The 18,890-nt window shown below is 59.5% G+C and carries 17 protein-coding genes; 8 read left to right on the forward strand and 9 right to left on the reverse strand.

Features of this window, described 5'->3' with window-relative positions; translation table 11 throughout:
- Positions 1 to 25: 25 nt before the first annotated feature.
- Together HMPREF2822_RS01665 and HMPREF2822_RS01670 are read left to right on the forward strand one after the other, a co-directional pair.
- The gene (locus HMPREF2822_RS01665; protein ID WP_070520059.1) at positions 26 to 847 is read left to right on the forward strand and encodes an ABC transporter ATP-binding protein; all 822 of its coding nucleotides are present in this window, start codon (positions 26 to 28) and stop codon (positions 845 to 847) included.
- Positions 844 to 2,433, forward strand: coding sequence for an ABC transporter permease (locus tag HMPREF2822_RS01670; protein ID WP_070520061.1), 1,590 nt, complete (start codon positions 844 to 846; stop codon positions 2,431 to 2,433). Before HMPREF2822_RS01665 ends, HMPREF2822_RS01670 begins: the two co-directional genes overlap by 4 nt.
- A gap of 66 nt (positions 2,434 to 2,499) precedes the next feature.
- On the opposite strand, the gene HMPREF2822_RS01675 is transcribed toward HMPREF2822_RS01670, so the two are convergent.
- On the reverse strand, positions 2,500 to 2,949 hold the full coding sequence (locus HMPREF2822_RS01675) for a DUF2631 domain-containing protein (RefSeq protein ID WP_070520063.1): 450 nt from the start codon (positions 2,947 to 2,949) through the stop codon (positions 2,500 to 2,502).
- A 192-nt stretch (positions 2,950 to 3,141) separates the two neighbouring features.
- On the opposite strand from HMPREF2822_RS01675, the gene dxr reads away from it, so the two are divergent.
- The 5 genes from dxr to map all read left to right on the forward strand — a co-directional run bounded on the left by dxr (position 3,142) and on the right by map (position 9,620).
- Positions 3,142 to 4,308: a 1-deoxy-D-xylulose-5-phosphate reductoisomerase gene (gene dxr, locus HMPREF2822_RS01680; protein ID WP_070520065.1), complete on the forward strand. Its 1,167-nt coding sequence runs from the start codon at positions 3,142 to 3,144 to the stop codon at positions 4,306 to 4,308.
- Between the two features lie 15 nt (positions 4,309 to 4,323).
- Positions 4,324 to 5,532: a M50 family metallopeptidase gene (locus HMPREF2822_RS01685; protein ID WP_070520067.1), complete on the forward strand. Its 1,209-nt coding sequence runs from the start codon at positions 4,324 to 4,326 to the stop codon at positions 5,530 to 5,532.
- Between the two features lie 77 nt (positions 5,533 to 5,609).
- Entirely contained in the window at positions 5,610 to 6,773 is a 1,164-nt protein-coding gene (ispG, locus tag HMPREF2822_RS01690; protein ID WP_070445607.1) for a flavodoxin-dependent (E)-4-hydroxy-3-methylbut-2-enyl-diphosphate synthase, read from the forward strand.
- 57 nt (positions 6,774 to 6,830) lie between these two features.
- The gene (locus HMPREF2822_RS01695) at positions 6,831 to 8,681 is read left to right on the forward strand and encodes a penicillin-binding transpeptidase domain-containing protein (protein WP_070520069.1); all 1,851 of its coding nucleotides are present in this window, start codon (positions 6,831 to 6,833) and stop codon (positions 8,679 to 8,681) included.
- 69 nt (positions 8,682 to 8,750) lie between these two features.
- The gene (gene map / locus HMPREF2822_RS01700; protein WP_070520072.1) at positions 8,751 to 9,620 is read left to right on the forward strand and encodes a type I methionyl aminopeptidase; all 870 of its coding nucleotides are present in this window, start codon (positions 8,751 to 8,753) and stop codon (positions 9,618 to 9,620) included.
- Between the two features lie 122 nt (positions 9,621 to 9,742).
- On the opposite strand, the gene HMPREF2822_RS13605 is transcribed toward map, so the two are convergent.
- From HMPREF2822_RS13605 to HMPREF2822_RS01730, 6 genes are all read right to left on the reverse strand, one after another.
- Positions 9,743 to 10,177 carry a hypothetical protein gene (locus tag HMPREF2822_RS13605; protein ID WP_232755533.1) on the reverse strand — a complete coding sequence of 145 codons (435 nt, stop codon included), beginning with the start codon at positions 10,175 to 10,177 and terminating at the stop codon, positions 9,743 to 9,745.
- 47 nt (positions 10,178 to 10,224) lie between these two features.
- Entirely contained in the window at positions 10,225 to 10,578 is a 354-nt protein-coding gene (locus tag HMPREF2822_RS01710) for a hypothetical protein (RefSeq protein ID WP_070520074.1), read from the reverse strand.
- Between the two features lie 312 nt (positions 10,579 to 10,890).
- Positions 10,891 to 11,292: a hypothetical protein gene (locus HMPREF2822_RS01715; protein ID WP_070520076.1), complete on the reverse strand. Its 402-nt coding sequence runs from the start codon at positions 11,290 to 11,292 to the stop codon at positions 10,891 to 10,893.
- Between the two features lie 40 nt (positions 11,293 to 11,332).
- The gene (locus HMPREF2822_RS01720; protein WP_070520078.1) at positions 11,333 to 11,767 is read right to left on the reverse strand and encodes a hypothetical protein; all 435 of its coding nucleotides are present in this window, start codon (positions 11,765 to 11,767) and stop codon (positions 11,333 to 11,335) included.
- Between the two features lie 341 nt (positions 11,768 to 12,108).
- Complete coding sequence (gene mtr, locus HMPREF2822_RS01725; protein WP_070520080.1) at positions 12,109 to 13,494, reverse strand: mycothione reductase; 1,386 nt, start codon at positions 13,492 to 13,494, stop codon at positions 12,109 to 12,111.
- A 56-nt stretch (positions 13,495 to 13,550) separates the two neighbouring features.
- The gene (locus HMPREF2822_RS01730) at positions 13,551 to 14,552 is read right to left on the reverse strand and encodes an alpha/beta hydrolase (protein ID WP_070520082.1); all 1,002 of its coding nucleotides are present in this window, start codon (positions 14,550 to 14,552) and stop codon (positions 13,551 to 13,553) included.
- A gap of 301 nt (positions 14,553 to 14,853) precedes the next feature.
- On the opposite strand from HMPREF2822_RS01730, the gene mqo reads away from it, so the two are divergent.
- Positions 14,854 to 16,356: a malate dehydrogenase (quinone) gene (gene mqo / locus HMPREF2822_RS01735; protein WP_070520084.1), complete on the forward strand. Its 1,503-nt coding sequence runs from the start codon at positions 14,854 to 14,856 to the stop codon at positions 16,354 to 16,356.
- Positions 16,357 to 16,645: 289 nt separating this feature from the next.
- Here the strand turns inward: mqo and HMPREF2822_RS01740 are convergent, their stop codons facing one another.
- Together HMPREF2822_RS01740 and HMPREF2822_RS01745 are read right to left on the reverse strand one after the other, a co-directional pair.
- A complete protein-coding gene (locus HMPREF2822_RS01740; RefSeq protein ID WP_070520086.1) occupies positions 16,646 to 18,034 on the reverse strand; it encodes a protein adenylyltransferase SelO family protein in 1,389 nt (462 codons plus the stop codon).
- Positions 18,027 to 18,842 (reverse strand): PhzF family phenazine biosynthesis protein, encoded by an 816-nt coding sequence (locus HMPREF2822_RS01745; RefSeq protein WP_070520088.1) that lies wholly within the window; start codon positions 18,840 to 18,842, stop codon positions 18,027 to 18,029. Before HMPREF2822_RS01745 ends, HMPREF2822_RS01740 begins: the two co-directional genes overlap by 8 nt.
- Positions 18,843 to 18,890: the final 48 nt, after the last annotated feature.

Below are 18,890 nucleotides of genomic sequence, written 5' to 3' on the forward strand. Positions count from 1 at the left end.
GCATTAATGGTTCTTGATACCGTTAATGCTTATGACTCATCCTTATCGTGAGGACTTAGCCGCTGATCCGCGCACCCAGGCTCTGGCTGTGCGCGATTTGCGTAAGTCCTTTGGTTCTCAGATCGCCGTTAACCACCTCAACCTGGACGTCCCGCGCGGTTCCATTTACGGGATAGTGGGGCCGAATGGCGCGGGTAAAACCACGATGTTGACCATGGCCTGTGGTCTCCAGCGCCCTGATTCGGGCCAGAGCTTCATTGCCGGTCACAATGTGTGGGAGGAGCCAATTCCCGCCAAGCAGGCCATGGGATTGCTCATGGATGGGGCACCGGTCTTTGATCGCCTCACGGGCGCGGAGTATTTGCACTACCTCGGTGCTTTGCACAAACTGGAGCGCACCGAGTCGCTGCGCCGTGCGCAGGAGCTTCTCGACGCCCTCTCCCTCTCCGATGCCGCCGATAAGCGCATCGCGGATTATTCCGCCGGCATGACCAAGAAGATCCTCTTAGCAGGAGCCGTCCTGCACAACCCAGAGGTGCTCATCTTGGATGAGCCGCTGGAAGCAGTGGATCCGGTTTCCGGGCGCCTCATCCAGCAGATGCTGCGCGCCTATGCCTCGCGTGGCGGAACAGTCATTTTGTCTTCACACGTCATGGAGCTCGTCGAGGGGCTGTGTGACCACGTGGCCATCATCAACGGCGGCCAAGTTATCACCGCAGGCCACGTGAATGATGTTCGACAGGGCCAAACTCTCAGCGATCTATTCATCGCAGCCGTTGGGGGACGGGACCTGGATGCCTCGAAGTTTGGGTGGCTGCGCTCGCAAGCGGCGGGTGATAGCGAATGACATCCACTCTGTTCAGGCTTCACCGCACCCTGTGGTGGCGCAGTGTTGCCTCCAACCCGTCGACGCTCATCATGGGGCTTATGATGCTGGTTTACGGTGCAATCGGCCTCTTTTCGCTCGCATTCATGGTGTATTCCGATATCACCGCCCCGGGCAACGGTTACCAAGCGCTGACTGTTGGGGTGGCTGGCGGCATGCTCATCTACGTACTCCTCGCTCTCTTTATGCCGGCGGGGGAGAACCAGCTGAGCCCGACAACTCTGGGAACGCTCCCGCTGTCGCCCCGCGAGGTCCTTCCAGGCCTCCTCTTCTCTAGTCTGCTGACCACCCGCGCCATCATGTCGGTCGTCTTTTCCCTGGTGTATGCGATCATCGGAAGTGTTTTTCTAATTCTGACGGGGCCAGGGTGGGCTGCAGTGCCCTTCGTCGTCGGCATGGTTTTATCGTGCGCGACGACCATCATCTTCGGCGAATGCCTTGGTCAAGTGGCCTCCGCCATCGCAGATTCCCAGAAATCCCGCACCCAAATTGCGGCAATGGTGGTTATGGGCCTCCTGGTCTTTGGCATGCTGCAGGCGCAGAGCGTTCTGGAGTCCTTGCCGCCGCTTCACACCGTGGGCGCGATCAGCGCCTGGACACCGTTTGGTGCTGGGGTGGGGTGGGCGCTCGCGCTTGCCGACGGCCACTTCCTCACCGCCCTAGCCCAACTACTGATCGCGGCGGCCAGTCTTGGCCTGCTGGGCTGGGTGTGGTCGCGCCAGATATCCAGCCTCATGCGCAATCCGGGAGCGGGTGGTGACGTAGCCAGCGAGGTGACAGAAAAGGGGGTATCCAAGTTGGAGTTGGGCGCGTGGTCTTATTCCAGCCCTGCGGCGATGGAATATACCCGCGCGTTGCGTTATCTCACCCGTGATAAACGGCAAACAGGCATGCTGTACATGATGCCTCTGTTTGGTGTGCTGACGCTTTATCAGTTGTGGAGAGGCGATGATTTCACCGCCTATTTCATGCTGTGCTTTAGCGCAATCGTGCTCTCTTCGCTCTTGGCTAATGATTATGGTTTCGATGGGCCATCGAATTGGGTCCACATGGTGGCGCCGGTTGCCCCACGCACCATCCTTCATGCGCGCCACCTCGCACACGTGACTATTCCTTTTCTTGGGTTCGTTCTGCTTGCCGTAGTGGTTCTTGTCTTTAGTGAGAACTTCACCTTGGGCTTGTTGTGCACAGCTGTGGCCGTAGGCGTGTTTATCTCTACGGCGGCGGTGGGCTTGGGCCTGACCGTGCTGAACCCTTATCCCTTGTCCGCTCCTGGGCAGAACCGGTGGAACGATAAGTCTGGCTATTCTGCTGGTGCTTTTCTCACTGCGTTTGTCGGCATGCTGTTGGTGTGGGTGCCCGCGCTTCCCGGCATTGTGATCTCTGTCCTCGCTTACGAGCGAGGTGGGTCGCTGTTGTTTGTCGCAATGATAGTTTCGCTGCTGGTTCCGGCTCTTGTCTACGCCGGTGTCTGGCGGTTCGCCGGAAACAGGGCACAAGAGCGGACGCCGGAAATCTACGCCGTGGTCAACCGTTACGTGACCTAGCCATGCAAAAGCAAAGCTCCCTCTCTACCGCAGTAGAGAGGGAGCTTCGTTTAAAGCGAAGAAGCTTTAGTTGGTCACCGGCTTGGCAGCGTGGCGGCCTTCGGAAACACCGCGGAGGTGAGCAACGCGGGAAGGCTCAATGTTGAGGGCGCGCAGCTCATCATCGGTCAGGGAAGCGTAGACGTTGTGAACAGTCTTCTGCTCATATGCCCAGTCCGGCTCCTCGTGGCCTACCGGCTTGTTACGGGCGGTCAGGGTGCGTACCTGGGAGAGCTTTGGCTGCAGAGCGTAAATGACCAAACCAAGGGCAATCAGGATTGCCAGGGCGAAGAGCCAGATCGTCTCCACGTGGCCCTTGTGGTTACCAAAGTTATAAGCAAGCAGGAACACGACGGACGTCCAACCAGCGATCTGTACGCCCGAGCGGCTGATGCGGGACCAACCGAAACCTGCGGACGGGACGTCATCGGTGGATACGCCGTCGAAAACCTGCGATGCCGGCTTGTGGGAAGACACTTGCTCTCCTTTGCGTGTACATGCAGCTCACCCTGCTTAGAACTCATTGATTCGAGCGAGCGCACGAAAAATGCCAGTTATTCTGTGTAGTAGTTTAAATGATTCTGCCGATAACCGCGATTAAACACCCCCGACTATCGCTAGTGCAGCGCTCACGACTCTTGCTTGGGTTGACCGGCTAGGGTTGACAGGGTGAATACCCAACGCATTCTTATTCTCGGCTCTACAGGCTCGATTGGCACCCAGGCTCTGGACGTTATCGCGGATAACCCGGATAAGTTCACAGTCGTGGGTATCGCCGCCGGCGGTTCCAACCCGCAGCTCGTCATTGAGCAGGCTCGTGCCCTCAACCTTTCGTTTGACCACGTGGCCGTCGCCAAGCCCGATGCGGCACGCACCGTTTCCGAGGCCCTCGGAGGCACCGTGCTCTCGGGCCCAGACTCTGCCGAGGAGCTGGTTAAGGCGGTGGACGCCGATAAGGTCCTCAACGCGCTTGTGGGCTCCATGGGCTTGGCCGCCACCATCTCCACTTTGGAGAAGGGCGAACTATTGGCGTTGGCGAACAAAGAATCCCTCGTTGCCGGTGGTTCCATCGTGACCCGCTTGGCGGGGGAGGGCCAGCTCATCCCGGTGGATTCCGAGCATTCCGCCATGGCGCAGTGCCTGCGCGCAGGCAGCGGCGTGGAGCTTGAGCGCCTCGTACTCACCGCCTCCGGTGGTCCTTTCCGCGGGTGGACCCGCGAGGAGATGTGGGATGTCACGCCGCAGCAGGCAGCACAGCACCCGACGTGGTCGATGGGACAAATGAACACTCTGAACTCCGCCACGCTAATCAACAAGGGTCTAGAGCTCATTGAGGCGACGCTGCTTTTCGACGTCCACCCGGACCTTATCGACGTCACCGTTCACCCCCAATCCATCGTGCATTCCATGGCCACCTTCACCGATGGCTGCACGATTGCACAATGCTCCCCGCCGTCGATGAAGCTCCCGATCTCCTTGGCACTGGACTGGCCGCACCGCGTGCCAGGCGCGCAGCCGGCGCTGGACTTTTCCACCGCGCATGAGTGGCGCTTCGAGCCGCTCGATGACGAAGCCTTCCCGGCCGTCCGCCTTGCCCGTGAGGTGGCCGCTGCCGGAGGCACCCACGCTGCCGTATATAACGCCGCGAACGAGGAGGCAGCAGCTGCTTTCCTGGCGGGCCGTATTCACTTCCCGGAAATTGTGGACGTGGTTAGCCACGTCGTGGGGCAGGCCTCAGAGTTTGCTGGTGTACCCTCTAGCGTCGATGATGTCCTCGCCGTGGAAGGTGAGGCCCGCCGTCGCGCTAATGCGATGGTGGATTCGCTCGCTCGTTAGAAAGCCCCCTAGTTTATGGCACATGTCCTCGGTATAGTCCTCTTCGCCTTGGGGATCGGCATCACCGTTGCCTTGCACGAGGCAGGCCACATGCTTACTGCCCGCGCTTTCGGTATGCGGGTGCGACGCTACTTTATTGGCTTTGGGCCGCGCGTCGCATCTTTTAGGCGTGGCCACACCGAGTATGGCCTTGCAGCTTTTCCGGTAGGTGGCTTTTGCGATATCGCGGGCATGACGGCGCAGGATGAATTCCTCACGGAGGAAGAAGCGCCCTATGCCATGTACAAGAAGCCGGCGTGGCAGCGCATCATCGTGCTGGCCGGTGGTATCACAGTCAACCTGCTGTTGGGATTCATTATCCTGTTGATGATCGCAATGACCACGGGCTTACCCAGCCCAGACGCGGATGTTCGCCCGCGCGTAGGGGAGGTGTCCTGTGCCGCGAATCAGAATGCCGAGGGCGAATTAGAACCCTGCCAGGGGCTGGGCCCAGCCGGCGAAGCGGGTGTGGAACCAGGGGATATCGTTGTCGCGCTCAACGACGAAACGATGGACTCCTTCGCGCAGCTTCGCGATACCGTCATGAACTACCCCGGTGACACCGTCACCCTTACGGTCGAGCGGGATGGTGCACCGCGTGATTTCGATATCACGCTTGCAACAGTGACCCGGCTCAACGCGGAGGGGCAGCTGGTGAAGGTCGGCGCCATCGGCATGACCAACCAGATTATCGATATCAGGGAGACCTACTCCTTTGTCGACGCTATCCCGGCCACCGCTCGTTATTCGGGAGATGCCTTGAACGCCACCGTCCAGGGCATCGCCCAATTCCCGGCAAAGATTCCGGGTGTGGTGGCTTCTATCTTCGGGCAGGAGCGTGATGTCAACGGGCCCATGTCTGTGGTGGGTGCCTCCCGCGTGGGCGGCGAGCTGGTGGAGCGCAGTCTGTGGTCCTCCTTCTTTATGATGCTGGCCACCCTCAATTTCTTCCTCGCGCTGTTCAACCTCATTCCGCTTCCGCCTTTTGACGGCGGTCACATCGCCGTCATTTTCTACGAGAAGATTCGTGATGCCCTGCGCCGTCTTATGGGCAAGGAACCGAAGGGGCCGGCGGATTACACCAAGCTCATGCCGGTGACCTATGCGCTGGCTTTTGTTCTGATGGCGGTGGGTGCGCTCATCATGATTGCGGACGTGGTCAACCCAATTCGGCTGTTTGGCTAGTGATCTAGCTGCCTGCTCCCGCTGTCGTGCGCGGTGCTAGAGTAGGGGCGTTAAAACCCAATTAGCAAGGAGCACACATGTCGACCCCTATTGGTCTTGGTATTCCCGACGGCCCACCTCCCACCTTGGCGCCGCGCCGCAAGACGCGTCAGCTCATGGTTGGCCAGGTTGGCGTGGGCTCTGACCACCCCATCTCCGTGCAGTCGATGACCACAACGAAGACGCACGACGTCAACGCTACCCTTCAGCAGATTGCACAGCTGACCGCCAGCGGCTGCGATATCGTTCGCGTTGCCTGCCCAAAGACGGTTGATGCGGAGGCTTTGCCAGCGATTGCGCAGAAGTCCCCGATCCCGGTGATTGCAGATATCCACTTCCAGCCCAAGTACATCTTTGCCGCCATCGATGCCGGCTGTGCTGCGGTACGCGTCAACCCGGGCAACATCAAGGAATTCGATGGCCGCGTCAAGGAGGTTGCGAAGGCCGCCGGCGATGCTGGCATTCCGATTCGCATTGGTGTCAACGCCGGTTCTTTGGACAAGCGCATCATGGAAAAGTACGGCAAGGCTACCCCGGAGGCTCTCGTTGAGTCTGCACTGTGGGAGGCTGGTCTCTTCGAGGAGCACGGCTATGGCGATATCGCCATTTCTGTGAAGCACAATGACCCGGTCGTCATGGTGGAGGCCTACCGCCAGCTCGCCGCTCAGTGTGACTACCCACTGCACCTCGGTGTTACTGAGGCCGGCCCCGCATTCCAGGGCACCATCAAGTCTTCGGTCGCTTTCGGCGCTCTTCTTGCCGAAGGCATCGGTGACACCATCCGCGTGTCCTTGTCGGCGGATCCGGTCGAGGAGATCAAGGTTGGCGACCAGATTCTGCAGTCCCTCAACTTGCGCCCGCGTAAGCTGGAGATTGTCTCCTGCCCGTCCTGTGGTCGCGCACAGGTGGACGTCTACAAGCTGGCTAACGAGGTCACCGAGGGCCTCGACGGTATGGAGTTCCCGCTGCGCGTGGCCGTCATGGGCTGCGTGGTGAACGGTCCGGGCGAGGCCCGCGACGCTGACCTCGGTGTAGCTTCCGGTAACGGCAAAGGCCAGATCTTCGTTAAGGGTGAGGTCATCAAGACCGTTCCTGAATCCAAGATTGTGGAAACGCTCATCGAAGAGGCAATGCGTCTGGCAGAAGAGCAGGGCTTGGAAGCCGTGGAAGGCGCCAAGGCTGAGGTTCGCGTTACCAAGTAGTCCACCTGCGGTGTGGGGCGGCCGTCAGGCCGCCCTTGGCTGCTACGCTGCCCAATCATGAAGAAGTTCGTGGCGCTGCTCGGTGCGGCAAGCATCGCGGCGTCGTCCTTGGTGGGATGTACCCCCAAGCCGGTGTCCGCACGCCCAGTTGCTGAGCAATTCCTAGAAGACATGGAAACCCGCAACAATGAGGACTTGGCGCAGCTCGTTGATGACAGCACCACCGCCACGAACACTCTCGACGCAACCTTCGCGGGCCTGCAAGCAGAGGGCCTCGACGTTGAATTGACCGACGTTGAACAGGAGGAAGCCAAGGCGACTGCGCACTATTCAGTGACGTGGGCCCTGCCGCGCAATCGTTCCTTGCGCTATGACACGTCCATGGCCTTGACGCGCAAGGATAAGGATTGGACCGTGCGCTGGCAGCCCAGCATCATTCATCCCGATCTCGGCGCGCACCAGCATCTTGAGCTGCGTTCGATCGCGCCGAAGCGCGCAGGCGTTGTCTCCTCCGATGGGGTGGAACTCATGTCTCCGGGCTTGCAATACCGGCTCGTCGTCGACACCGACGCCGTCGACGATCCCCGCCCCGTCGCCGCGAAAGTATCCGGCGCGCTGAGCCAGGCGCACCGGGAGGATGATTCCTTCCCCGACATTGATTCCGGAGAGCTCGCCAAGAATCTCGAAGAAGTCGATGGCGCTTATTCGGTCACCATGCTCAATGAGGCTCAGGCAGCGCGGCTGCGCCCAGTCCTGGAGAACCAGAAGGGGATTCGCTTCAACGAGGAGCCCGCGCTTATCACGCGCGATTCTGGATTGGCCCCGGATATCCTCGCCCGCGTGCGGGCGATGGTTTCTGAGGAAGTCGACGGGACTAATGGTTGGTCCGTCTCGGTAGTCAACGAGCACGGCGCCGCGCTTTCCGACGTCGAGTATCACGAACCCGAGGCAGCCCCTTCCGTCAAAGTTTCGCTGGACTATGACGTCCAGCGTGCCGCTCAGGAAGCGGTCAATCTGCGCCCCGAGTACGAGGCCATGATCGTGGCCATGCGCCCCTCGACGGGCGAGATACTTGCTGTGGCCCAAACTCCAGAAGCGGATAAGAAGGGCGATATTGCCCTCCAAGGACAGTTCCCTCCCGGATCGGTGTTTAAGATCATTACGGCTTCGGCGGGCGTCGACAAGCAAGGCCTGTCCCCAGACTCCATCGTGCCGTGCCCCGGAACCATGGACCTGTACGGGCGCACCGTGACCAACTACAATGGCTTCTCGCTCGGCTCTGTGCCGCTGCGCCAAGCTTTCGCGCAATCTTGTAACACCACCTTCGCGCAGATCTCGACGGACCTGCCGAAGGGAGAGCTGCGCGATGTGGGCAAGCAATATGGCTTGGGCATCGACTATGAGGTGCCGGGGCTGTCGACGCTCACCGGCTCCGTCCCCGAGGGCGAGACTCCTCTGGAGCGCACGGAAGCTGGCTATGGTCAGGGCCTGGACCTTGTGTCTCCCTTTGGCATGGCCCTTGTCTCTTCGACAGTTGCGGCAGGCAAGACCCCGACGCCAACGCTCATCGAGTCACGCGAAACCAAGGTTTCCGAGGAGGTCTCCGCGCCCAGCGAGGAAACCCTGGCTCACGTGCGTGACATGATGCGCCAAGTAGTGGCGAGCGGTACCGCCGCAGGAATGCAGGCCCAGGGGACCGTCTACGGCAAGACCGGTGAGGCGGAAATCAACGGCGGCTCGCACGCCTGGTTCACCGGATTCCGGGATGATGACATTGCGTTCGCAACACTCGTCGTTTTGGGTGGTGGCTCGACGATTTCGGTCAACATCACTGATAATTTCTTGCAGCGTCTGGACACCCTCCGCGCGGAAGGCCACGGCGAGGTTGCTCCCGCACAAGAGCAGTAGCGCGCGCTCATAAGCGCGCCAATGGTGCTCTTTGTCGGGTGCTGGGGAAGAGGGCTACCATGAGTAGTTATGACTAAGCGCGCGATGCTGAAACAAGAAAAAGATACCCCAATCCGCAAGGTACCGAAGGATATTGAGCGCCCCGAGTACGTGTGGAAGGACACGGTCCAGGAAGCTCAGGGCGAGCCATTCGTGCAGACCCCGGAGGTTATTGAGGCCATGCGTGAAGCCTCCCGGATTGCCGCCAACGCCCTTCAGGAGGCGGGAAAGGCTGTGGTTCCCGGTGTGACCACGGATGAGATTGACCGCGTTGCGCACGAGTACATGTGTGACCACGGCGCATATCCGTCGACGCTGGGATACCTGGGTTTCCCGAAATCCTGCTGTGTTTCCCTCAATGAGATTGTCTGCCACGGCATCCCGGATACCACGGTGATTGAGGACGGTGACATTGTCAATATCGATGTCACTGCGTTCAAGAATGGTGTCCACGGCGATACCAACGCTACTTTCCTCGCTGGCAACGTCACCGAGGAACACAAGCTGCTGGTAGAGCGCACCAAGGAAGCGATGATGCGCGGCATTAAGGCCGCTAAGCCGGGCCGTGAGATTAATGTCATCGGACGCGTCATCGAGTCTTATGCTCACCGCTTTGGCTACAACGTGGTCACTGACTTTACCGGGCACGGCGTAGGCCCTACCTTCCATAACGGGTTGGTTGTGCTGCACTACGATTCCATGACCTACCGAGACATCCTCGAGCCTGGAATGACCTTGACCATCGAGCCGATGATTAACCTGGGCTCGCTGGATTATGAGATTTGGGATAACGGCTGGACCGTCCAGAACACGGATGGAAAGTTCACCGCTCAGTTCGAGCACACCATCGTGATCACCGATGACGGCAACGAGATCCTCACCCTGCCGGATGAGGCCTAGCGTTTAAGCGCAGGCGTTTAAGCGCTAGGCGCCTAAACATTGCCAAAAAGAAACAAAGCCCTCCACCTCCCGTGCGGTACACGGTGGGGCGGAGGGCTTTGTACTGCCAGTAAAAGCGTGAACTAGAAAGAGACGTTCTTGATGGCCTGGCCAACGTAGTCCGGGATAACGCCGGAGTGCACAGCGTAGTTGTAGGCAGCAACAGCGGTGGAAACAGCAGCAGCGGCAACCATAGCGATGGTGCCACCACGCCAGAGGTCCAGCCACTGCGGAACCTGGGACGGGTTCTTGGTGGAGCCGAAGGCGTCAGCACCATTACCGGTGATGTTGCCGTCGGTCACGCCGCCCAGCTTGGAGGAAAGGGAGCCGCCGCCCTCAGAAGAGAGTGCGGAAGACATCTCGGAGGAAGTAGCATCCTTCTGCAGCTCCTCCTGAACCTGCGCGTCAGTCACGCCGGAGCCCTCAACGGCCTCAGCGGCGGAAGCAACGGTGGTGCCAGCGAAGGCGACGGTGACGGCGGTTACAGCAGCAACGGCGGCGGTGCGGAATTTACGCATCTTGAGAAAAGCCTTTCAAAAAGTGGGTTAGAAGGGGAAGGGGAGAACTACATGCCGAACTTGAGGTAGTTCAGTGCCGGGCCAACCAGACCACCAGCGATGGTGATGATGGTGGCGACGATGCCGATGCCAGCAAGAGCCTGTGCCCACTTCGGCTCGGTGGAGATAGAAGAGTTCTGGCCGAAGATGTTCTGACCGTTGGCTTCCTTGTCAGCCTCGAGCGCCTTGCCCAGTGCGGAGGAGCCGCCAGCCTTCTGGGTGCCCTGCTGCTCACCAGCGGTTGCGGAAGAGTTGGTAGCGGAATCGTTGCTGCTACCCTCTGCAGCGGAAGCAACGGTGGTGCCGCCGAATGCAACAGCGAGAGCGGTAACACCGGCAATGGTGGCCTTGCGAATGCGCATAGTGTGAATCCTTTTAAACCTCGTAGGAACTGGAGTAACTATAGGGTGCCCCAAGTCACCTGAGCGATTCTAGCGTAAACATTGACAGGATTCATTGGAACAGGATTTCTCTTAAGAGATTTCTACTTGAGCACACCAACTCCCGCTGCGGGGCACACATCTGCAGCAAGTTGCTCAGCAAGGCTTAAGAGAATGAAAAGATTCCGGCAGCTCACCAATAAATAGCCAAGGCATGCAAAAGCGCCCATCCTCACGACACGAGGATGGGCGCTAAGGAAGTGCGCTGAGCTAGTCAGCGTACCCGCAACTTAATTAGCGGCGGAAGATCGGATCCAGCAGGTGTGCCGGAACGATGTTGTTGTACACAGCGAAGTTGTAGGCAGCGAACAGGGCGCCTGCAATTGCGGTGCCGAGGGCAGCGTAGGTGCCGCCACGCCAGATCTCAGCCCACTGCGGGTTATCCTCGGCGCGCTTCTTGCCGAAGAGGTCCTCGCCGGTGACCTTCCTCTTCTTCTCGGTAGCGGTGCCCCACTTGGAGGACAGGGTCTCGTCGGAGTCATCTTCCTTGACCTTGTCGTATGCGGAGGACAGGTTGGAAGAGGAGGTGTTCTCGGTCTCGGTGTCGGCCTCTGCAGCGAAGGCAACGGAGGTGCCAGCGAAAGCAACGGAAGCGGCGGTTGCAGCAGCAACGGCAGCGGTGCGGAAGTTACGCATGAAATTTAAACCTTTCGGAAAAGTGTGTAAGGGAGACGTCTTAGAAGGACGGGCCGTGGACGAAGAAGTTGTACACAACGCCGATGAAGCCAGCTACGGAAGCGATGGCGCTAGCGATGCCCAGACCGTAGAAAGCTTTGGCCCAGGTCGGCTGACCTCCGAGGGTGGTGCAGTCTTCGGTCTCGTCAGCATCGCAGTTCTCGTGCTTGGAGGAGCCGAAGATGGCGCGGCCGTCAGCCGCAGTGCCCTTGTTGTCGTTCTCATCAACGTAGAACCAGTCACCAATCTTGGAGGACAGGGAAGCCTCGGAGTTGGTGTCCTCGCCAGCGGCGGAGGAGCCGTTGTCGGTGGAAGCGGAGGAGTTGGTGTTCTCCTGAGCGGAGCCGTTGGCGTCCTCAGCGAAAGCGACGGTGGAGCCGCCGAAAGCAACAGCGAGAGCAGTAGCGCCGGCGATGGCTGCATTGCGGATACGCATATCAAAAGTCCTTAGAGTCGTACGTGCAAAGCCTCCAGAGTAGGAGGCTTTGATTTACAGGGATAGGGATTATTTTGGTATCCCCAAAACACACTGAGCCGGTAGATAGTATCGGCTCGTTCCGGTGTCTGTAATTAACCTAGCCAACGGTCAGGCAAAATGCACGTCAGTTTGAGTCTTCTTTTAAGCCCTCACGGCTATCACCCCCAAAATGGGTGAAATTCTGAAAGGGTGCTGACAGATGTTGTTGGTGTAAAAAATTGCTTGTAGTGCGGTTCAGGGCTTTTGGTGAAATTAGTTTAATCGCAATGTGAAAAAGATCACTCAATTCGATGTAACTTTCACTCCTGCCACTCTAGTCCCAAAACTGCGTTTTCCACTACTTCTGGCAGTGCCGGGTGGATCCAGTATTGCGAGCGAGCGAACTCGCGTATATCAAGGTCGTAGACCATGGCAGTGATCAACTGCTGTATAAGAGTGGACGCTTGTGGGCCCATGATGTGGGCGCCGAGGAGCTTGCCGGTGGCACGATCGGCCACGAGCTTGCAGATGCCTGTTGAGTCTTCCATAGCCCATCCATAGGCAACGTCGCCAAAGTTCTGCACCTTCACCGTGACGTCATAGCCCTCTTCGCGGGCTTGTGCCTCAGTAAGTCCCACCGTCGCAATTTGCGGGTGGGTGAAAATGGCAGCGGGGATGTGCTCGTGCGGCATGGGACGGAGGTCTTCAGGATGCAACAGATTGTGCTGTACCGCTCGTTGCTCCGCATTGGCTACGTGCTTGAGCATGTAAGGAGAGGAGACATCGCCGAGCGCCCACACGCCCTCGCAGGTCGTGCGACCAAACTCGTCGACCTTGATGCGCCCGTCCTCGTGCATTTCAATACCGCTGGTAGAAAGATCCATCTGATCGCCGTTGGGCTGGCGGCCGGTGGCCACGAGGATGGCTTCCGCCTCCACGACATCACCGTTATCCAAGGTGAGGCGTACACCGTCTGCGGTTTCCTCTAGTGCTGTGGCGGCGCCAATGCGTACGTCGAAACGTTCGCGTGCGATGTCGTTGAACCGGGAGCTTAAGTCTTCGTCAAGGAAACGGAGGAACTTTTCCGAACGGTTGACCACGGTCACTTCCGTACCCAGGCCGTCGAAGACGTGGGCAAACTCCATGGCGATATAGCCGCCGCCGACAACGATGAGGCTGCGCGGCTGCTTCTCAAGCCGCATGATGTCCTCGTTGGTGTGGACCGGCACGGAAGAGCTGGCATAGGGTTCGGGCAGTACAGGGCGTGAGCCGGTAGCAATAACAATATTGTCACCGGTGATGATGTCATCGCCCGCTTGCAGGGTTTTAGGCCCGATGAACCGAGCATGTTGATCAAAGACTGTAATATTGGGCGTTTCCTCGCCACGGCGGTACTCTTCGCCGCCGCGGGCGATCTGATCGATGCGGTTGTGGAATACGCGCTCGACAATGCCGTCCCAATCCACAGCATCCACGTGGGCGCTGAGCCCAAGACGGGTTGCCTCGCGTGCGGCGAGTGCCAAGTCGGCAGCGTAGACGTACATCTTCGTTGGGATGCAGCCCACGTTGAGACAGGTTCCGCCGAAGGTTCCCTTTTCGATGATGGCGATGGATTTATCGTCGAACTCAGGGGAGGGGATTGAATTTCCCGACCCAGTGCCGATGATGACGAGGTCAAAGTGCTGTGCGGAAGTCATGCCGACCATTCTAGAGGCTGCCTAGCCGCAACCCGTGCAGGCCGAAAAGCGCGAGGTGGGCGAGTCTAATCCGTCTCAAGAGGGGCCACGGCGCGCAACCATTCCGCGGCGGTGGAGAATGCTTCCTGCAGCGGCTCGGGGCGGGAAAGAAAGAGATCGTGGCGCCCATTATTTACAACGTGGAGCGTGTAGCGAGCGCTGAGCTCCTTGGCCCAGCGCTGGCTTTGGCGTACGTCGACCACAACATCGGCGGTGTTAGAGGATTCGCTATAAGGCTGATTGAGTTCGGAGCGTCCTGAAGTCATGGTCAGCAGCGGGAGTCCCATGTTGATGCGGCCGGAATGGATCGCGTCGAAGCCATGGAAGACCGCTGCTACCCAGCCCAGGTATTTCGGGTGCCCGCCCAGTGGCTTGAGGCGACGGTCGAATTCCCAGTCGCCCTGCTCTTCGGAATGGATAGATTCCCCGTAGGCAGTGAGATCGCCTCCGGGAATCGGGAATTTTGGGGCGATGGCAGCGCCGGCATAGATGACGTGCTTGAGCACCTCATAAGTCTTATCCGCCATTCCCATCATGGCCAACCAGGGGCTGTTGAAGACGACACCGGAGATGCGGGTGAAGCGTTCGCGGTCCTGGCGGCGAAGGCGATCAAGCCAGAGTGCGATGATGGTGCCGGCGGTGGAGTGGCCCATGATGACGACACGCTCGTTCGGAAGTGCATCGAGAGCCGCGTTGAGGTCGGCATCGTAATACTTCATATCGCTGATGTAATGCCAGGTTTGGCCGTCCCTCCGGGAGCGCCCGCACTTGCGCAAGTCGAGAGCATAAAAGGCATAGCCGAGCTCATAGAAATAGCGCGCTACGTGATCGTGGAAGAAGTAATCCGTCATGCCATGGACCCACACCAAGGCGGGGCGGTCATCGTGGGCATCCGTGTCGGGACAGTAGCGCACGAGCGTCGCGCACACATCGCCCTCGCCATCAGGGTCGGCGCCGAGTTCAAGGGTGGCGGCTTGGAAATCGGGCCCGAGGAGATCTGTTGACCATTCGAGTTCGTCATATGTCATGGAGCTCATGATAGGCCGTACAGCCAGGTGCGTCCGTCGGGGCGGAGCGCTAGCCACAGTTGTCCTGCACCACAAAAGGGGTAGTGGTTTCATATTCGGGCATTTATTTTCCCAGGAATGCCTATTTCTCATTTAGGGGCGTAAAGTGGAATTAATGCTTGACGGACCTCTCGTAGGGGAGGTCTGTATGCCGGTTTGCTTCCTAGCATCGTCGAGCGCTTTCTCACCGCGCCCTGTGTACCCACATGCGCAGGGCACTTGACCACAACGAATACATCGACTCAAAGAGGTAATAAGTACAGTGTCCTCCGATAAGAAGACAGCACAAGTAGTAGACGAGGTTGAGGTCGCACTCATTGGTGCAGGTATTATGAGCGCCACCCTCGGCGCCATGCTGCGTGAGCTCGAGCCCAGCTGGACGCAGATGGTCTTCGAGCGTTTGGACGGCCCTGCGCTTGAGTCCTCTTCCCCGTGGAACAATGCCGGTACCGGCCACTCCGCGCTGTGCGAGCTGAACTACACCCCAGAAAAGAACGGCCGCATTGATGTTTCCAAGGCTATGAACATCAATGAGAAGTTCCAGGTTTCTCGCCAGTTCTGGTCCCACCAACTCAACAACGGCATCCTGACGGACCCGAAGGCCTTCATCAACCCGGTTCCGCATGTGTCCTTTGCACAGGGCTCCATCCAGGTGGATTACCTGAAGCGCCGTTTCGACGCGCTGAAGGATAACCACATGTTCCCGAACATGCAGTTCAGCGACGATGACGCCACCTTCCAGGAGAAGCTGCCCCTGATGTCCCAGGGCCGTGACTTCAACTCCCAGAAGGTTGCCATCTCGTGGACCGATGCGGGCACCGACGTCAACTTTGGCGCCCTGGCTAAGCAGTTCTTCACTGCCGCTAAGGCTGCCGGCACCGAGATCCGTTATGGCCACGAGGTCGTTGATATTAAGCGTGATGGTTCCAAGTGGCGCGTGGTGGCAAAGAACCTCCACACCGGTGACTACCAGGCTGTCCACGCCAAGTTTGTTTTCGTTGGTGCCGGCGGTTACGCACTCGACCTGTTGCGCAAGGCTGGTGTCCGTGAGGTTTCCGGTTTCGCCGGTTTCCCGGTCTCGGGCCTGTGGCTGCGCTCCAAGAACCCGGAGCTGGTCAAGCAGCACCACGCCAAGGTTTATGGCAAGGCTGCTGTGGGTGCTCCGCCGATGTCCGTGCCGCACCTGGACACCCGTGTCATCGACGGTGAAGAAGGCCTGCTGTTTGGCCCCTACGGCGGCTGGTCCCCGAAGTTCCTGAAGAAGGGCTCCTACCTGGACCTGTTCAAGTCCATCCGTCCGGACAACATCACCTCTTACCTGGGCGTGGCAGCACAGGAGTTTGGTCTGACCAAGTACCTGGTCACTGAGGTTCTCAAGGACTTCGATAAGCGCGTTGAAACCCTGAAGGAATACGTCCCGAGCGCGGATCCGGCTGATTGGGAGACCGTCATCGCCGGCCAGCGCGTCCAGGTGATTAAGCCGGCGGGTGCACCGCAGTTCGGCTCCTTGGAGTTCGGTACCACCCTCATCAATAACCCTGAGGGCAACATTGCCGGCCTGCTCGGCGCTTCCCCGGGAGCGTCCATCACCCCGGCCATCATGGTGGAGCTGCTGGAGCGCTGCTTCGGTGAGCACATGATCCAGTGGGGCGATAAGATTCAGGAAATGATTCCTTCCTACGGCACCAAGCTCTCCAAGGACAAGAAGCTCTACAACGAGATGTGGGAGTACACGCAGAAGACCCTGCAGCTTGAGTCCAAGTAATTTCTCCTTTCGGCTCGTAGGTGCTTGCCTCGCAGGTAATTCTCAGTAATTGGCAGGGAGCGTTCAGTGCACCGGAACGCTTCACCAAGGACAGCGCCCCATAATGATGGTGTGCGTTTGAGAGAGCGCATGCGAGAGAGATAGAGAGAACCCCAGCCACGCGGGGCGGTCGGCCTGAGAAACCGACCGGGAGCGTGGCAGTGAAAGATAGAGACGCACCGCCGCCCCGAGACTCCGTTTCCTTTCCTACGGAGACCTCGGGGCGGCGGTGTGTTTTCCTTTTCTTCTCTTACGTTCCGCAGTAGGTGAGGTAGCCTTCCGTGCCACCCGGTTGCTCGTATTCTGGCGCGGCAGTAAAGGGACGCGTGGTGGCGTGAAGCAAGCGGGGGAATTCTTCAGCATCACTCAGTGCGGCCTCGACCAGACGCGGGCGGGGAATCACGCGGGGCACGGTTTGCTTGAGAGACTCGACGTTGGGGCCACTAGCACAGTAGGCATCAACAAATCGAGCGTCACCAAACATCTCATAGGCGTCTGCCGGTTCACCCGCCGCTGCGCTGACGAGACTGCGGTGGGCCTGCGTGAGATCCGGAGCGGACTGTGCAAGGGCCGCACTATAGTCCTGGAAGAGCTCGTCGGGAATCTGCAAACGGCTCGCGGCTTCGCGGCGGCGCGCCTTTTCATAGCGCTCGCCAAAGGAATTGATGGCCTCCTGGGCCCAGGTAAGGGAAGCGTCGGGGGAGACGTCGAAAAGCGGCAGCAGTGATTCCGCCAACCGCGCAAGGTTCCAGCCCAGCATGTCGGGCTGGCGCCCAAAGCGGTAGCGGCCCTGCGTATCGATGGAGCTAAACCAGGTATTGAGGTCATAGTTTTCCATGAACGCGCACGGCCCGTAGTCAATCGTCTCACCCGATAGCGTGGTGTTATCGGTGTTCATCACGCCGTGGATGAAACCCACCTGCATCCACCCGGCAACCGTCGCTGCCTGTGCGTCCATGACGCGGGTAAACAGCTCCCGGTAGTCGGCGCCAGGGTAGTGGCGTTCAATGGTGTAATCGGCGAGCCGCTGGAGCAACCCGGGTACCTGCGAGTGCGCGGCGAAGTGGAAGGAACCAACACGGATGTGGCTCGCGGCAACGCGCACGAGAACGCCTGCTTCCTCCACCATCTGGCGCTGAATGGGACGGCCGGTCCCGATGACCGCCAGCGACCTTGTGGTGGGTACACCGAGGGCGTGCATCGACTCGGAGAAGAGATATTCACGCAGCATCGAGCGCAGCGTGCCGCGCCCATCAGAGCCATAGCGCGAATAGGGGGTTAGTCCTGTCCCTTTGGCATGCAGATCCCAGAGGCCCGTGGGGTTGTGCGCAGCGGTGGGGCCGGTGACTTCACCCAAGAGGAGGGCACGGCCATCACCCATTGTCGGGTTGTATTGGCCGAACTGAAAGCCGGCGTAGGCCATTGCGTGGGGAGTAACTGGACCGCGGCCGAGGAGAAACTCTAGGCCGTCTTCGCTGCGCAGCCAGTCCAGGTCGAGGCCCAGTTCGGCGGCTAGCTCTTCGTTGAGCGCCACCAATCGCGCCGTTGGCTGTTCCTCGCCTCGGCTCGCCGTGACCATGTGGGGAAGGCGTTGGGCGAATTCGCTGCGTAGCTCGAAGGGGAGGGAGGCATCAGACATCGCGTGACTCCAGGGTTCCGCGCACGCGAACGTGGGCGTTGCCGCCGACCCAGATGTCATGACCATCGTCGTTGATATAGACGCGGCCATCGCGCCCTACCTGGCCGCCCTGTGCCGCGGTATAGCGGGCAGGAACAGCACCCTTGGTGCGCAGGAATTGGGCAGCGCCGCCGTTGAAGGAACCGGTGACGGGATCCTCGAATTGCCCGGTGATGGCGCGGACTACATAAGCGGGGTGATCATTACCGGTGAGCCCGACTACGCCCACTTTGACGCGCGGGGTGGGCGTGGGGCGAAGATTTTGCACGGCCTCGGCAGACTCGAGCTGGACTAGGCGCCAGCCGGGCCCGTTGTCTACCCAGCCGGAGTCAAGGATGCTGTCCTCGCCGATCCCAAGGGCGGCGGCTGCCTCAGCCCGCTCCTCATCACTTAGCGCCCCTTCACGCACCAAGGGCGGGGTAGCGAAGGCGAAGCGGCCCTCTTCCTGGCGCACGGTGACCAACCCAACTCCGCATTCCTGAATCAGGGTGCCGTTCTTTCCGAGTAGTTCCGCCGCCACGCGTGCGCTGCCCAGCGTCGGGTGGCCGGCGAAAGGAAACTCCTCGTACGGGGTAAAAATCCTCACTCGGTAGTCTGCACGTGGATCCGTAGGCGAGCACAGGAAGGTTGTCTCCGAAAAGTTTGTCCAGTGTGCGATGCGCTGCATCTCTTCGGTGCTCAAGCCGTCGGCATCCGCCACCACAGCAAGGGGATTTCCCGTAAACGGCCCAGTGGCAAAGACATCTACTTCAAAGAATCGGTGCTGCATGAGGCTTAAGTCTAGTCGCACCGGTGAGCAGGGAGGTCTACGCTGGGC

Source organism: Corynebacterium sp. HMSC062E11 (genome assembly GCF_001811845.1).
GTDB lineage: Bacteria > Actinomycetota > Actinomycetes > Mycobacteriales > Mycobacteriaceae > Corynebacterium > Corynebacterium hesseae.

What these genes read in the sequence shown, in the direction of transcription:
- ispG (WP_070445607.1), top strand. Translation starts at nt 5,610, where the DNA reads ATGTCGACCCCTATTGGTCTTGGTATTCCCGACGGCCCACCTCCCACC.
- HMPREF2822_RS13605 (WP_232755533.1), bottom strand. Translation starts at nt 10,177, where the DNA reads ATGCGTAAATTCCGCACCGCCGCCGTTGCTGCTGTAACCGCCGTCACC.
- HMPREF2822_RS01710 (WP_070520074.1), bottom strand. Translation starts at nt 10,578, where the DNA reads ATGCGCATTCGCAAGGCCACCATTGCCGGTGTTACCGCTCTCGCTGTT.
- map (WP_070520072.1), top strand. Translation starts at nt 8,751, where the DNA reads ATGACTAAGCGCGCGATGCTGAAACAAGAAAAAGATACCCCAATCCGC.
- HMPREF2822_RS01745 (WP_070520088.1), bottom strand. Translation starts at nt 18,842, where the DNA reads ATGCAGCACCGATTCTTTGAAGTAGATGTCTTTGCCACTGGGCCGTTT.
- HMPREF2822_RS01670 (WP_070520061.1), top strand. Translation starts at nt 844, where the DNA reads ATGACATCCACTCTGTTCAGGCTTCACCGCACCCTGTGGTGGCGCAGT.
- HMPREF2822_RS01695 (WP_070520069.1), top strand. Translation starts at nt 6,831, where the DNA reads ATGAAGAAGTTCGTGGCGCTGCTCGGTGCGGCAAGCATCGCGGCGTCG.
- HMPREF2822_RS01730 (WP_070520082.1), bottom strand. Translation starts at nt 14,552, where the DNA reads ATGACATATGACGAACTCGAATGGTCAACAGATCTCCTCGGGCCCGAT.
- HMPREF2822_RS01720 (WP_070520078.1), bottom strand. Translation starts at nt 11,767, where the DNA reads ATGCGTATCCGCAATGCAGCCATCGCCGGCGCTACTGCTCTCGCTGTT.
- mtr (WP_070520080.1), bottom strand. Translation starts at nt 13,494, where the DNA reads ATGGTCGGCATGACTTCCGCACAGCACTTTGACCTCGTCATCATCGGC.
- HMPREF2822_RS01685 (WP_070520067.1), top strand. Translation starts at nt 4,324, where the DNA reads ATGGCACATGTCCTCGGTATAGTCCTCTTCGCCTTGGGGATCGGCATC.
- HMPREF2822_RS01740 (WP_070520086.1), bottom strand. Translation starts at nt 18,034, where the DNA reads ATGTCTGATGCCTCCCTCCCCTTCGAGCTACGCAGCGAATTCGCCCAA.
- HMPREF2822_RS01665 (WP_070520059.1), top strand. Translation starts at nt 26, where the DNA reads ATGCTTATGACTCATCCTTATCGTGAGGACTTAGCCGCTGATCCGCGC.
- HMPREF2822_RS01715 (WP_070520076.1), bottom strand. Translation starts at nt 11,292, where the DNA reads ATGCGTAACTTCCGCACCGCTGCCGTTGCTGCTGCAACCGCCGCTTCC.